The sequence below is a fragment of the Streptomyces sp. CC224B genome (assembly GCF_030010595.1).
Classification (GTDB): domain Bacteria; phylum Actinomycetota; class Actinomycetes; order Streptomycetales; family Streptomycetaceae; genus Streptomyces; species Streptomyces longispororuber.
On record NZ_JASCXL010000001.1, the window covers coordinates 96,703 to 109,659 of the forward strand.

Here is a 12,957-nt window from a genome sequence, read left to right on the forward strand (position 1 = left end):
AGGTAGCCGGGTCGTAGACGGGCGATAGTCGGGCCTTAGACGGCCCATAGACGCCCTATTGATCCACATATGCACGCTTCGTTCTTGGGAGATTGTGATCATGGCCACCAAGAAGCCGACCGCCCGCAAGCGGACTGCCGCGCGCCGCCGGAAGACCGTCAGCCGCGCCCGCCGGCCCCGCATCCCGCGCTCGGGCCCGCTGCACGTCCGGCTCACCGCCTGGGCCATGATCCGCGTCGTCGACCACCTCGACCTCCACAAGGACGGGCTGCGGTCCCGCAAGGACGCGGCGATCCTCCGCGCCACCCATGAAGGCTGCACCACCTGCGGCGGCAACGGGCAGATCTTCACCAAGCGCAAGGACGGCTCCTTCTCCGGCTCTAAACCGTGCCCCGCCACGCCGACCAGAACCCGCGTGTCCAAGTGGCAGGTCTACAAGGCGTCCCGGTTCGGCGCGGAGAAGCGCTCCGGGCTCGTCGGCTGCTCCTGCCCGTGCGGCTGGAAGCAGAAGCCGCGCTTCCGCGACGCCAAGGAAGCCACCAAGGCGCTGCGCTCCCACGAGAAGACCAAGCACGGCGGGAAGTCGGTTGGCGGCACCTGGTACGCCCAAGTCGCCAAGGCCACCTCGGGCATCGCCGCGAAGACGCCGTCCGCCCAGCCCTCCGTCCGCAAGGTCAACACCGGCAAGTCCACACCGAACGCTGGGACTGCGGCCTGACCGCTGCCTGCCCGCCAGGCGCACGGTCCTGGCGGTCAGGGAGCTGGACCAGCGATCCACCCCGTCCCGACAAGGAGATGTTCATGCCCGGACCCGAGTTCGTGATCGACACCTTCCAGACCGCCGGAGCCCTCGAAGCGCCGACGGCCCCCGCCTGGGCTGCGGTTGCCCGGCGCGCCGACGGCCGGCTGGTGCGCCGGCACGGCAGCACGGTCCGCTCCGGCGGCCACCCGACCGAGCAGGCCGCCCGCGCGGCCGTCGCCCGCCAGCTCGACGCCGCCGTCGCGGCCTGACCACACCAGAGGAGATCGTCATGGAGCCGCTGTCCGACCGGCCGCCGCTCGACCACCCCGCGGTCGGGCAGCGGTCTCATAATCCGTCGGCCGGTCCTTCCGGCGCCGAGCTGAAGGACGCGGTGAACGCCGCGATCCTCGAGGAGATCCGCAAGGCCCCGACGGCCTACTGCGATCCGAGCCCGGTGCCTCTGGTCGGCGCCGCTCCGCCCGTTGCGCAGCCGGGCCGTCCGCCGATGAGCCAGAAGGCCACCGATGCCAGCGTGGTGATGGTGGCCAGCGGGTTTCTCACCCTGTGCGTCGGTGTTGCCGCCTCGGCGGTCCTGTACTTCTCCGGCGAGGCCGATCCCGTTGTGGTCGGCTGCCTGACCGCCGCTCCACCTGTGACGTTTTTCTCCGCCAAGGGCCTGGCGAAAGTCCTCGGCAAGGCCCTGAAACAGGCCGTCCCGGCCCAGCACCACCACCACTACAACGCGCCCGTCACGCAGGACCAGCGCACGACCCACACCGAGACCCGCGCGGTGTGGTCCAAGACCATCAACCAGGGTGGAAGCCAATGACCGCCACAAGGGTCCGGGCCCGTGAGAGCGCGCTTACGGCTGCCCAGGAGGAGCGGCTCGCCCGCTACGACATCGACCCGGAGCACGTCTGGTGGTGGGGCCCGCACTCCGGGATCGACTACAACTGGGTGCGGGCCTGGCGTGGCATCTCCCTCGTCGGTCTGCCGCGGGAGCAGCCTGGCCTTGATCCGGAGGACGTTGACTGGGATGAGGACATCGCGTGCCGGACCGTCTACGCGATCGGCCACGGTTTACCCGCCGACAAGGTCTTGGAGGCGCTAGCGGCGCACGCCTCTTGGGGGCACGAGAAGCCACGCCCGCTTCGCCCCCTAACCAAGGATGATCTCGTTGAGGGATGGGCGGAGTTCCTGCGGCACCGCATCTTCGGTTGCCCCAACCGCTACAACTGCGACGACGAGGACAGCTTGTACGTCTTCGACGCGGCGCCCAGCGACTACCTAGTAGTCCCCGTCACCCGCGTCAGCCATCCGGAGGCCGTGTGAACGCCCGCATGCTGACCGCTGTTGTGGCCGTCTCATCGGCGCTGTTGGTGGCGGTCGCCTACGCGGTACATACGGCGGGCGCGTCCGACGTGCAGGCCGCCACGGTCGTCGTGGCCGTGTTCGCCGTCATCCTCACCGCCCTCGCCCTCGCCCTCACCGGACTGAGGACGCAGGAGTAGGCCGCCCCGCCCCAGCAGCGCCCCCAACGGGAAGCTGTTGGGGGCGCTGCCGCGTGATCTGCCAGGTGTTGTCAACCCTCTGGTGCATCATTGGCTCAACGCACCCCCCGCTTCCCGTGCCACCCGAGGAGCCCGCCGTGCACGATGACCCCACCGAGCTGGATGGTTACGACTGGCCGACCTGTGTCGCTCCGCGGTGCGGTCGGCAGCTTTGGGCCACCGAGGCGGGACGGTTCGCGTGCCGCCCGTGCGAGGACGCGACGGCCGCTCGTGTCCGCGAACTCCCCGTGCTCTTCTCCCGGCTGGATTCGACGGCGATGTTGATGAAGGGTGGGCGCCGTGCTGGTGCCGTCACGTCTGGGAGCCGCACGCCGCCGATCCCGCCGCGCCTCGACGTCCTCGCCCTCGTCGGGCCCGGCGGGATAGCCGCCCGGCTGTCGGCGATCGAGGATGCGTGGCGAGGCGCGCTCGGCTGGACGGTCGCCCCGTGGCGCGGCAATTCCGCCGAAGCCGTCCCGCACTTGGTGAAGTTCCTCGGCGACAACTTGCTGTGGGCCTGCTCGTCCTACGACAGCATCGGGCAGGACATCGACGACCTGCGCCGCCTGCACGGTGAATGCCGGGCCCTCGCTGACGGCGATAAGCGCGGCGGCCGTGTCCAGGTCGGCTTCTGCCCGGCCCGCTACGAGGACGGCGCCCTCTGCTGGCAGCCTCTCACCGCGGCCACCGACAACCACCGCATCCACTGCCACGCGTGCGGGGCCAGGTGGGACGGGCTGGGGGAGTGGCGCGACCTTCGCGAAGCGCAGAAGGCCGCAGTTCTCGCTCATGAGCAGGGGGTGGCAGCATGACCCGGTACTTGAGCGCTTGACAAACGGCGATCACCGAAGTCACTCTGTGCTCAGATAGCTGAACTTCGCGCTGAGGCCACCCGCCACCCCGGGTGGCCTTCGTCGTATCCGGAGGTGATCCGATGCCTTCCGGCACCCCCACCCTCGTCACGGCCGTAGACCTCGCCTACTGGTCCGGGCGGCCTGTCGGGACCGTCTGGCGGTGGGCCTCCGAGGGCCGCATCACCGTCTACGGCAGAGGCAAGGCCGCGCGCTACGACCTCAACGAAGTCGCCGCCGCCGAGCGCGACCCCGATACCCGCGAGCTCGTCACCGCCGCCCCGGCACCTCCGCTCAAGCAGCGGCAGCGGAACGCCGCCTAGACCCTGCGCCTGGTGGTCGGCGCAGGCAGGGTCTTGTAGCACCGCCAGCGCTCGGCCCGCTTCGTCCGCCCGGCTCTGTGGGGGGCCGGGCGGACGCGGCGCCCTCTTGTTGCAGTTGGTGCCGAACGCGGGGGTGCGGGTCAGCGCCGTCCGTCGCGGATCTGGTAGATGCGGGCGCGTGTCAGGCCTGCTGCGTCCGCGATGGCGGTCACGGGGACCCGTCCGATGGCGGCGCGGATGAGGCTGTCTCGGTGTTCTTCGGCGTCGGTGATGGCGCGGGCTGCGGCCGCGATGTCGTCGAGGAGGTCCCCTTCGGCGGTGGGGCCGGCGTGGGCGCCGGGGAGCTCGCTGTTCACCTGGTCGGCGAGGACCTGCCACATCTCTTCGGTGGGGTTGCCCTCATCGTCGGTGTCGATGTCGAGGCCCTCGAAGTCTTCGAGGGTGACAGGGGTGTAGTCGTCGCCCCTGTCGATGCTGCCGCCGTTCTTCCACAGATCTCGGATCTGCTGTGCGGTTACCTTCATGCGCTGACCTCTCTCGGGCGTGATGGTGCCGCCGTCACGCGTCGGCTCGGCGTCACGGCGGCGGTTGGTGTGTCTAGGCGTCGTAGGAGTTGATCTGGTCGGCGAGGACCTGTGCCATGCCCGGGCCCAGGGTGCCGTCGTCGTGGACGTCGATGTCGCCCATCTCGCCGAGTTCCTGCTGGTGAACGGGCTCGTGGCCCTGGCCTCGATCGAGTGTGCCGCCGTTGTCCCAGAGGTTCTGTACCTGCTGCGCGGTGACCGTCATGGTGTTCCCTTCCGCCGCCACCTTGTGTAGCGCGCTTGACATTCACTATGGCGGTACGGGTCGGCCGTGTCAAGCATGCTATACGGGCGGCTTTGCTGTGCCCCACCACCCCCATTTCTCCGCCGCCCGGCAAGCCCCCCCCCCGCCCCGGGCGGCGGAACCCCACCTTGCGGACGGAGGTGGCGGGTTGAAGCGCGTACTCACCGCCCTCGGCGCGGCTGCCGGTCTCCTCGTCGCCAGCCTCACCGCGCCCACCGCCGACGCCGGGCCCGCGTGGAAGCTGCGGTTCTCCGACGGCTTCAACACCCCGGTGACGAAGGGCCGCTTCTCCGACTGCGGCCACTACGTCGACACGGCGCGCGCCTACTGCGGGGGCCTGTCCGGCAGCACCCGGGCGAACTGGTGGGCCTATCCAAAGGGCTGGCCCGACACCGCCACGCAGCGCGGCTACCCGGTCGGCGGGATTTACGACCCGGCGTCCACGGTGTGGATCTCCGGCGGGCAGATGCACATCCGCATGTGGCGCGGCAGCAGCGGCCCCGTCCACTCGGCGGCCGTCGTACCGAAGAAGCTGTGGGGGCAGAAGTACGGCAGGTACGAGGAGCGCTTCCGCGTCTCCAAGATCGCCGTCGGCTACAAGAGCGCACACCTGCTGTGGCCCGTCGTGAACGAGACCTGCCCCGGCTGCGAAATCGACTTCCCCGAGCTGGAGTGGACCGAGGACATCCACGCCTTCACCCACCCCAAAGGCGGCGGCAAGCAGGACGCCTTCGACACCAACCGCGACTGGAGCACCTGGCGGACCTCAGTGATCGAGTGGAAGCCGGGCGAAGTCCGCTACTACCTCGACGGCCGGCTCATCGGCCGCTCGACCCGCGGTATCCCCGACAAGCCGATGAGCTGGATCATCCAGAACGAGGCCGCCCTCAACGGGGACCGGGCCGCGCCGAACTCGTCCGCGCAGATGGACATCGCCTACGTCAAAGGCTGGACCTGGGGCTGAACCCGGAAGGAGGGCCGTAGCCATCGCTGACAACCTTTCGAATACAGCCGAGAACAGGACCGTGGACTGGCTCATGGGAACGGCCACCACCGCTCCCACGGCACCGCTGAAGGTTGCTCTCGTCACCGTGGCGGGGGACGACGCGACGGCCGGCACTGAGGTGACGGGCGGGTCCTACGCCCGGAAGAACCTCAGCGTGGCCGCGGCCTCGGGTGGCAGCGTCTCCACCAGCGCGGATCTGGTCTGGACGGGGATGCCTGCGGGGACGATCGTCGGCTGGGAGATCTGGGACTCTGCCGGAACCCCGGTCCGCTGGTGGTATGGACCGCTGGACGGCCCCAAGACCCTCGCGCTCAACGACGAGTTCAAGATTGCTGCCGGTGGTCTGACACTGTCGATCTCGTGATCGGAGGCGTCGGGTGCCCGCCTTCTCCGCGCTCGTCGACAACTTCAACGACAACGTGATCGGCCCCGAGTGGGGCAACTCCTACGGGGCTGTGAGCGAGGTCAGCGGCCGGGCGCGAGCCCAGTGCGCGGCCGGAACCTATGCCGGCTTCCAGACCGCCAAGGCCTACACCCTCGCCGGGAGTTCGGTATACCTGCAAGTCCCGGTGGCCGCGGCCGTGAACGGCGCCTCGGTAGAGGCGCAGACGGCCATCGTGATCACGCCCGACCCGCTCGCAGGCACGAACCTGGCCTTCAACATCAACACGGTGACGGGCACCATCCGCTGCGAGTCGAACGTCGGCTACACCGACGGCGCCGCCGTATCCCTCACCTACGATCCCGTGGCACACCGGTGGCTGCGGATCCGCGAGACCGGCGGCAGCCTCTTCTGGGACACCAGCCCGGACGGCAGCACCTGGACGAACCGGCGCACCCTCACCACCCCGGCCTGGGTCGCCTCCGCCGTCAACAGCCTTGCGCTCGACCTTTTCTCCTACCGCGACTCCGGGACCGCGAACTACTCCGAGTTCGACAACGTCAACACGATGTCGAACGGCGCGACGTTCGTCGGCACCGGCACGGGCAGCGCGCAGAGTGCGGCCACCGCGATCGGCGCCCGCACAGCCACCGGCACCGCCGCGGGCGCAGCGACCGTCGACGCCGCCGCGGTCGGCCTGACCGTGCACGTCGCCACCGCCTCCGGCAGCGCGCAGAGCGACGCCGGCGTCGTCTCCGCGACGAACGAAATCCCGGAGGTGGCAGCCTTGGCGGCAGGCGACTGGGACCTCCACATCGAGCAGGGAAGCACGTTCGTGCAGACGTACACGGTCACCGACGACCCCGGCTTCACCTGGGCCGGCTGGGGCGCCCGCGCGCAGATCCGCTCCGCAGCCTCCCCAAGCGGCCAGCTCTTCCTGGACCTCACCCCCTACCTGACGGTCGACGGCCCATCGATCCGGCTTGCCATCCCCGCCGAGCAGACCACCGCGCTCACCCACGACGGCCGCTGGGACCTTGAGGTGGTGCTGGGCGTGACCGTGGTCCGGCTCTTGCAGGGCGCGGTGAAGGTCAGCCTGGAGGTGACCAGGTGAAGATCCAGGTGACCGGAGAGCAGCCCACTGACCGCATCGATGTCACCGGCGGCGCCTCCTCTACCGTCATCGACGTGACGGCCGGCCTGGTCTGGTCCGTCAACGGACGCACCGGCAGCGTCGTCGGGCTGGCGGAGGCGGATCAGGTCGAGGACATCGCCCAGGCCGCGGTGGCGGAGCATGTAGCCGCCGATGACCCGCATGCAGACCGCGCATGGGCGGACAGTGCCCTGCAGGCGCACGTTCTGGCGGCTGATCCGCACGGTGACCGGGCCGCGGCCACCGCCGCTCTCACCGCGCACACGGTGGCTGTAGACCCGCACGGCGACCGCGCCTACGCTGACAACCTGGTGTCCGTCGACTGGATCAACCCCACGAAAAGCCCCTACGGTGCTGACTCCGCCGGCGCCGTCGACGCCACCACGGCCATTCAGGCCGCCATCAACGCGCTCGGCTCGCGCGGTGGGACCGTCTACCTGCCGCCCGGAGATTTCCTCCTCAACGGCCCCAGCCCGGTCAACCTGCCAGCGCCGATCACCCTCCAGGGCGCCGGGCACGGGGCGACGACGCTACGGATCGGCTCCTCCTTCGCCGGCACGTCGGCGATCACGGTCAGCTCCGACGACTGCATGATCCAGGGGCTGCAGATCCGCGGCGCGTCCTCGACGACCACGTCCAACCCCGCCTGCCACGGCGTGACGGCGACGGGCGTGCAGGAGTTCAGGGTCTTCAACACCACGTTCCAGTGGATCAACGGGTACGCGATCCGGGCCTTCGGCACCGCGGCCACCACGCTGCACGGAACCCAGGTCGACATGATCAAGGTTCAGTCATGTGCGGGCGGCATCCACATCAAGTCCGACCCGGCAGCCATGGCCGCCAACGTCATGCTGTCTAACGTCTTCACGCGCTTCCTCGGCGTCAACTCCGGCCCCAACGCGAACTTGGACGGGATCCGGATCGAGGACTCCTGGGACGTCCTGGCGCAGAACGTCCTGCCGTGGATGCAGGCCACCCAGGGCGGCACCGGCGCTGCGTTCCGCGTGACCGGCAACTGCGCGGCGATCTTCGTGCAGAACCTCGACGCGCTCGGCCCGCAGACCGGCACCGCCAACGTGATCATCGAGTCCGGCCCGAACGGCGACCCGCAGAACATCCAGATCCAGGGCGGCGTCATCCAGCAAGGCCTCATCGGCATCCTGATCGCCGGAGCCGCCAACCAGGTCAGGGTTCGCACCATGCGGATCCTGAACAACCAGACGCACAACATCGCCGTCACGAGCAGCGGCTTCGGGATCTACTTCGACGAGTGCCTGATGTCCCTCGGCGGCCAAGGCGCGACCGGCACCAACTACGACGTGGACTGGACCGGCGGCGCCGACGGCTTCATCACCGACTGCCGCTTCGGCTCCGCCGTCGTCACCGCCGGCACCGCGGGCGTCCAAGGCGTCATCAACATCACCAGCGCCGTCGTCCGCGTCCTCAACGCCAACTTCGCGGGCACCGGCAGCGCCTCCACGAACTGGTACCCCGACATCGCCCCGCAGTTCGCCACCCGCGTCGACGGCACGAACTACGAGGCGCGCGGAAATGTGGACATGCAGTTCGCGGCCGGGCAGCGGCTCTCCCTCCGCCCGAACGCCTCCAGCAACAACACCATCGCGATCAACGTCCTGGGCACCGACGTCAACGACCGCTACCGGCTCCTCGGCGACGGCACCAGCCAGTACGGCATCGGATCCTCCGCCCGCGACACCACCTGGGGCCGTCAGGGCGCCGCCCAGATCGGCACCCCCGACTCCGACATCGTCATCGGCCTCGCCGGAAAAGGACTGCGGGTCAAAGAGGGCAGCAACGCCAAAATGGGGACGACGACCCTCAATGGGACGACAGACGTCACCGTCAGCACGACCGCCGTCGCCAGTAACAGCCGGATCTTCCTCACCATCCAGGCCCTCGGTGGAACGGCGGGCGCCCCCTACGTGCGCACCCGCACCGCGGGCACGTCGTTCACGATCAGGTCCACCAATGCGTCCGACACCAGCACCGTCGCCTGGATGATCGTCGACCCGGCGTAAGGAGGCCCCCGTGGACGACCTCCTAGTCATCATCCCGACCCGCGGCAGACCCCAGGCCGTCCCGGAAATCGTGCAGGCGTGGGACGACACCAGCGCGACCGCGCACGTGCTGTTCGCCGTCGACACCGACGACCCCGAGCTCGCCGCGTACAAGCAGCACGCCGCCGCACTAGAGGGCGACGCGCGGGTGCGGTTCGTGTTCGGGCAACGGCGCCGGCTCGTCGGCACCCTCAACCAACAGGCCTTGAAACACGCCGTCTCGTACCGGTTCCTCGGGTTCATGGGCGACGACCACCGTCCCCGCCCGGCCGCGATGCCGTGGGACGCGCGCATCCGAGAGTGCCTGTCCGGCGGGCCCGGCATCGTCTACGGCAACGACCTCCTCCAAGGCGAGGCGATGGCGACCGCCGTCGCGATGACCTCCGACATCGTGAAGGCGCTGGGGTTCATGGTTCCGAACTGCCTAGTGCACTTGTGCGCGGATCTTGTTTGGATGGAGTGGGGGAAGGCGATGCAGCGCATCACCTACCTGCCCGACATGGTGATCGAGCACATGCACCCTGCGGCGCAAAAGGCGGAACTGGATCCCGTCTATGAGGAATGCAATAGCCCCGAACAAGTCGCCTCAGATTCCGACGCATATCACACCTATATGCAGGGCGAATTCCATGCCGACGTCGATAAACTTAGGGCACTGGTGGAAGCCAGCTAACATGTCCCTCGCTGCGGCTGATCACCGCAGCTAGGGGCGGGCCACCCTGTGACGGTGGCTCGCCCCACCTCGTCACAGGAGGAGAGCGGTGCCAACCGCCATGGAGCGTTTCGAACAGCGCATCGACAAGTCCGCCGGTCCTGACGGCTGCTGGCCGTGGACCGGAGGCACCTTCAGAGCCGGGTACGGCCGGTTCTACGACAAGGGCAAGCACCACGTCGCCCACCGCTGGCTCCTCGGCGAGCTGCGGGGCCAGCATCTCAACTGGCCCGAAGAGCGAGGTTGCCACAAGTGCGACAACCCGCCTTGCTGCAATCCCGCCCACCTCTACATAGGTGACGCCAAAGCCAACCAAGCTGACGCCATGGAACGCAGCGGCTACGACTGGACTCGAACTCATTGTCCTGCCGGACACGAGTACAGCCCGGAAAACACCCTGATCGGCTCCAAGGGCAAGCGATGCCGCCAGTGCATGCGAGATCAGAATGCGGGATACCGCCGTGCCAAAGGCATCAAGCCGCGCGGCTTCAAGGCTCATTGCCTCCGCGGCCACGCGATGGTGGAAGGAAACCTCTACGTCCATCCCAAGACCGGTAACCGGCAGTGCCGAGAATGCAAGAACCTGCGGATGAGTCGTTGGGCGAAGAAGAAGCGAGCTGAGGCTCGCGAGAACCGCCAAGCCTAACCAACCCCACCCCATACGCCTGCGGCCAGCTACCGCAGGAAGGAAGCCCCGACGTTCCAGGCGTCGGGGCTTCCGCGTTCCCTGGAGACGAACATGAGCCGTAATTCTGATCGTCCAGTCCCGACCGGCGACTACGAAGGCTACGACCCGGTCGGCGGTGTCGGCGTGGGTCGAAAGGTCGCATACGCTCTGGCTTCCCTGAGGCTGGACGTGGTGCAGCGCAGCACAATCCGATCGCTCTTGCCTGTCGGCACGCAGCAGATCGGAGCCTCTCGGGCTCAGCAGGCCCAGAGGTTGAAGGGCAAGAGTGGCCTAGTCAAGAAGAATCGAACCTCCAAGCTGTTTCAGCAGAAGCTGAACCAGTTCGAGGACTGGGGCTGGATCAGCAAAGGCCACGTTCTCATCGCGGTGCACGATCGCGGAGCGCTCCTCGATCACGCCCTGCAGGGGCAGCGTGACTTGCCGACGCGACTGCTTGATCTCGAACGAGCGGTCGCCAAGATCCGCGAGGACCAAGCGGCGGCAGAGCCAGATGACCGACTCATTGAGCAGCGCTACAAGGAACTGCGGGAGCTGATGCGTCTCATGCGGGCGCCTGTCACTGGGGTGAACCGGTCGGGCACGAGGTCGGTCCGTTTCGTCAACCGCTCCCGAGTGATCTGAGGAGGCGTCGTGACTGCCGAAGCCGTCATCACCGCTTGGGACCGGGCCGACCCGGCCGCGATCCATCCCACGCGCCACGTCTCAGAGGACGCCTACTGGGAGTCCGGTCAGGTGCAGGCCGACATGCTCGCCCAGGTGATACCCGACGGTGCGAGGGTGCTCGACTTCGGGTGCGGTGACGGCCGCGTCGCCATCCCGCTCGCTGCCCACGGCTACGAGGTGACCGCCGTCGACAGCTCGCAGCGGATGCTCGACCGGCTCGCGCGCCTCGCGTTTCAGCGAGCCAGCCTCACGACGGTGAACGCGGACGCCGACGGCATCGCCGCGCACCTCGGACGCCGACGCATGGATGCCGTGTACGCGCTCGCCGTCCTCATCCACCACAGCTGGGCGGACTGCCTCCACATCATCGGCAGACTCCGGGCCGCGACGAAGCTCGGCGGGATCCTCGTCCTGGACTGGCCCGTCTCCGAGACGCCCGAAGAGGCCGACTCGTGGATCGGTGTCACCACCTGGTCGGCGCAGCAGCAGGCCGACGCCTGCCAGCGGATCGGCCTGGAGCCTGTCGACAGCGGGCTGCCGTGGGGCGTCTACCGGGCCGTAAAGGCAGGCTGACCCGCGTGCTTTCGTTCTTCCTCCGACGGCTGCGAGTCCACCACCGTTCGGATCGGGCAAGGTTGCGCCGTCCCGTCTGCCGTTGTGGACGACCCCATCCCGGACCCCGCTGAGCCGAGGAGATCCCGATGCGTGTCCTCCTCTCCGGAGCCTCCGGCTTCGTCGGCCGCCGCCTGCATCGCGCGCTCCTCGACCGTGGCGACCTCGTCCTCGGCATCGACCTCAACTGCACCCCGCTCGTGAAGAGCGGTGACGCCCTCGACTTCTTCCGCACCGACGACCGCCGGTGGGACCTCGCCATCCACTGCGCGGCGGTCGTCGGCGGGCGGGCCAGCATCGACGGCTCCCCGCTCGGCGTCGCCACCAACCTCGCGCTTGACTCCTGGTACTTCCGGTGGCTGATCCGTACCGGCACCCCGCGCGCCGTGTACTTCAGCTCGTCTGCCGCGTATCCGGTCGCGCTTCAGCAGCCGGGTGAGATCCACCGGCTCGTCGAGACGGACATCGACTACGAGCAGCCCGGACGGCCCGACGCCACCTACGGGCTCGCCAAGCTGGCGGGGGAGCAGCTCGCCCGGTACGCCGAGGCTGCAGGCTGCCGGGTGCACGTGCTGCGGCCGTTCTCCGGTTACGGCGAGGACCAGGACGAGGCGTACCCGTTCCCCGCGTTCATCCGCCGAGCTCGTGAGCGGCAGGACCCGTTCGAGATCTGGGGCGACGGCAGCTCGACACGCGACTGGATCCACATCGACGACCTCGTCGGCGCCACCCTCGCCGCCGTCGACCAAGACGCAACCGGGCCGATCAACGTCGGCTGGGGCAGGGATGCGTCGTTCGACGAACTCGCCGGGCTCGTCACCGCCGCAGCCGGCTACCGGCCCGAGCTGAAGCACCTGCCGACCGCACCGCAAGGCGTCCACCACCGCGTGTGCGACCCCAAGCGGATGCTCGACGTGTACCAGCCGCGCGTCAGCCTCGAAGAGGGCATACATCGCGCGCTCGCCGCCTGACCACCCCACACCGGAAGGCCCGCGCCCATGGCTTCCACACCTCTCGCCCTCGTCCGCAGCACGAGCCACGGCCACGGAGCTGACGTGCCCTGGCAGTACGTTGTCGGCTACATCGCCATCGGCCTGTTCGCATGGTTGGTCACGGCCATCCTGATCCTCCGCCGTGATCTGACGGGCAGCGGCGAGCCGATCGACAACGACGAAAAGATCTTGGCCGTCATGATGGGTCTGGTCACCGCCGCCGTATGGCCTCTCGCCCTTGTCGGCTTCGCCATCTGGAAACTCATCGGGCACTTCGTCCGGCAGCCGGTCAGCATGACCAAGCGGGACCAGTAGGAGCCGCCGTGACCGAGACCTGGCCCAGCCTCCTCGCCACCCTCGTCCTCCTCGGCGTGGCC

19 protein-coding genes are annotated in these 12,957 nt (G+C 68.7%); 17 read left to right on the forward strand and 2 right to left on the reverse strand.

Annotation, left to right across the window (positions count from 1 at the left end; all coding sequences use genetic code 11):
• Positions 1-100: 100 nt before the first annotated feature.
• The 7 genes from QK440_RS00575 (at position 101) to QK440_RS00605 (ending at position 3,466) form a co-directional block, all read left to right on the forward strand.
• Positions 101-718, forward strand: coding sequence for a hypothetical protein (locus tag QK440_RS00575; protein WP_282790898.1), 618 nt, complete (start codon positions 101-103; stop codon positions 716-718).
• Between the two features lie 83 nt (positions 719-801).
• Complete coding sequence (locus tag QK440_RS00580) at positions 802-1,011, forward strand: hypothetical protein (RefSeq protein WP_282790899.1); 210 nt, start codon at positions 802-804, stop codon at positions 1,009-1,011.
• Between the two features lie 20 nt (positions 1,012-1,031).
• The gene (locus QK440_RS00585) at positions 1,032-1,571 is read left to right on the forward strand and encodes a hypothetical protein (RefSeq protein WP_282790900.1); all 540 of its coding nucleotides are present in this window, start codon (positions 1,032-1,034) and stop codon (positions 1,569-1,571) included.
• Positions 1,568-2,074 (forward strand): hypothetical protein, encoded by a 507-nt coding sequence (locus QK440_RS00590; protein WP_282790901.1) that lies wholly within the window; start codon positions 1,568-1,570, stop codon positions 2,072-2,074. Before QK440_RS00585 ends, QK440_RS00590 begins: the two co-directional genes overlap by 4 nt.
• Entirely contained in the window at positions 2,071-2,253 is a 183-nt protein-coding gene (locus QK440_RS00595) for a hypothetical protein (protein WP_282790902.1), read from the forward strand. The genes QK440_RS00590 and QK440_RS00595 overlap by 4 nt, the downstream gene beginning before the upstream one ends.
• Before the next feature lie 137 nt (positions 2,254-2,390).
• Complete coding sequence (locus QK440_RS00600; protein ID WP_282790903.1) at positions 2,391-3,104, forward strand: hypothetical protein; 714 nt, start codon at positions 2,391-2,393, stop codon at positions 3,102-3,104.
• Positions 3,105-3,226: 122 nt separating this feature from the next.
• Positions 3,227-3,466, forward strand: coding sequence for a DNA-binding protein (locus tag QK440_RS00605; protein ID WP_282790904.1), 240 nt, complete (start codon positions 3,227-3,229; stop codon positions 3,464-3,466).
• Positions 3,467-3,606: 140 nt separating this feature from the next.
• Here the strand turns inward: QK440_RS00605 and QK440_RS00610 are convergent, their stop codons facing one another.
• The gene (locus QK440_RS00610) at positions 3,607-3,990 is read right to left on the reverse strand and encodes a hypothetical protein (RefSeq protein WP_282790905.1); all 384 of its coding nucleotides are present in this window, start codon (positions 3,988-3,990) and stop codon (positions 3,607-3,609) included.
• Between the two features lie 73 nt (positions 3,991-4,063).
• Positions 4,064-4,255, reverse strand: coding sequence for a hypothetical protein (locus tag QK440_RS00615; RefSeq protein WP_282790906.1), 192 nt, complete (start codon positions 4,253-4,255; stop codon positions 4,064-4,066).
• Positions 4,256-4,442: 187 nt separating this feature from the next.
• Here QK440_RS00615 and QK440_RS00620 point away from each other — a divergent pair, with 187 nt between their 5' ends.
• The 10 genes from QK440_RS00620 to QK440_RS00665 all read left to right on the forward strand — a co-directional run bounded on the left by QK440_RS00620 (position 4,443) and on the right by QK440_RS00665 (position 12,895).
• The gene (locus QK440_RS00620; protein ID WP_282790907.1) at positions 4,443-5,258 is read left to right on the forward strand and encodes a glycoside hydrolase family 16 protein; all 816 of its coding nucleotides are present in this window, start codon (positions 4,443-4,445) and stop codon (positions 5,256-5,258) included.
• Positions 5,259-5,319: 61 nt separating this feature from the next.
• Positions 5,320-5,664: a hypothetical protein gene (locus QK440_RS00625; RefSeq protein WP_282790908.1), complete on the forward strand. Its 345-nt coding sequence runs from the start codon at positions 5,320-5,322 to the stop codon at positions 5,662-5,664.
• Between the two features lie 13 nt (positions 5,665-5,677).
• Positions 5,678-6,796 (forward strand): hypothetical protein, encoded by a 1,119-nt coding sequence (locus tag QK440_RS00630; RefSeq protein ID WP_282790909.1) that lies wholly within the window; start codon positions 5,678-5,680, stop codon positions 6,794-6,796.
• Positions 6,793-8,874, forward strand: coding sequence for a glycosyl hydrolase family 28-related protein (locus QK440_RS00635; protein ID WP_282790910.1), 2,082 nt, complete (start codon positions 6,793-6,795; stop codon positions 8,872-8,874). Before QK440_RS00630 ends, QK440_RS00635 begins: the two co-directional genes overlap by 4 nt.
• 10 nt (positions 8,875-8,884) lie before the next feature.
• The gene (locus tag QK440_RS00640; protein WP_282790911.1) at positions 8,885-9,586 is read left to right on the forward strand and encodes a hypothetical protein; all 702 of its coding nucleotides are present in this window, start codon (positions 8,885-8,887) and stop codon (positions 9,584-9,586) included.
• 88 nt (positions 9,587-9,674) lie between these two features.
• Positions 9,675-10,271 (forward strand): hypothetical protein, encoded by a 597-nt coding sequence (locus tag QK440_RS00645; protein ID WP_282790912.1) that lies wholly within the window; start codon positions 9,675-9,677, stop codon positions 10,269-10,271.
• A 93-nt stretch (positions 10,272-10,364) separates the two neighbouring features.
• Positions 10,365-10,934 carry a hypothetical protein gene (locus QK440_RS00650; protein ID WP_282790913.1) on the forward strand — a complete coding sequence of 190 codons (570 nt, stop codon included), beginning with the start codon at positions 10,365-10,367 and terminating at the stop codon, positions 10,932-10,934.
• A gap of 9 nt (positions 10,935-10,943) precedes the next feature.
• Positions 10,944-11,549, forward strand: a complete 606-nt coding sequence (locus QK440_RS00655; RefSeq protein ID WP_282790914.1) for a class I SAM-dependent methyltransferase — start codon at positions 10,944-10,946, stop codon at positions 11,547-11,549.
• 128 nt (positions 11,550-11,677) lie between these two features.
• Positions 11,678-12,559, forward strand: a complete 882-nt coding sequence (locus QK440_RS00660; RefSeq protein WP_282790915.1) for an NAD-dependent epimerase/dehydratase family protein — start codon at positions 11,678-11,680, stop codon at positions 12,557-12,559.
• Between the two features lie 84 nt (positions 12,560-12,643).
• Entirely contained in the window at positions 12,644-12,895 is a 252-nt protein-coding gene (locus QK440_RS00665) for a hypothetical protein (RefSeq protein WP_282790916.1), read from the forward strand.
• Positions 12,896-12,957: the final 62 nt, after the last annotated feature.

Coding starts and splice junctions, on each gene's coding strand:
- QK440_RS00575 (WP_282790898.1), top strand. CDS start 101: ATGGCCACCAAGAAGCCGACCGCCCGCAAGCGGACTGCCGCGCGCCGC.
- QK440_RS00580 (WP_282790899.1), top strand. CDS start 802: ATGCCCGGACCCGAGTTCGTGATCGACACCTTCCAGACCGCCGGAGCC.
- QK440_RS00585 (WP_282790900.1), top strand. CDS start 1,032: ATGGAGCCGCTGTCCGACCGGCCGCCGCTCGACCACCCCGCGGTCGGG.
- QK440_RS00590 (WP_282790901.1), top strand. CDS start 1,568: ATGACCGCCACAAGGGTCCGGGCCCGTGAGAGCGCGCTTACGGCTGCC.
- QK440_RS00605 (WP_282790904.1), top strand. CDS start 3,227: ATGCCTTCCGGCACCCCCACCCTCGTCACGGCCGTAGACCTCGCCTAC.
- QK440_RS00610 (WP_282790905.1), bottom strand. CDS start 3,990: ATGAAGGTAACCGCACAGCAGATCCGAGATCTGTGGAAGAACGGCGGC.
- QK440_RS00615 (WP_282790906.1), bottom strand. CDS start 4,255: ATGACGGTCACCGCGCAGCAGGTACAGAACCTCTGGGACAACGGCGGC.
- QK440_RS00650 (WP_282790913.1), top strand. CDS start 10,365: ATGAGCCGTAATTCTGATCGTCCAGTCCCGACCGGCGACTACGAAGGC.
- QK440_RS00660 (WP_282790915.1), top strand. CDS start 11,678: ATGCGTGTCCTCCTCTCCGGAGCCTCCGGCTTCGTCGGCCGCCGCCTG.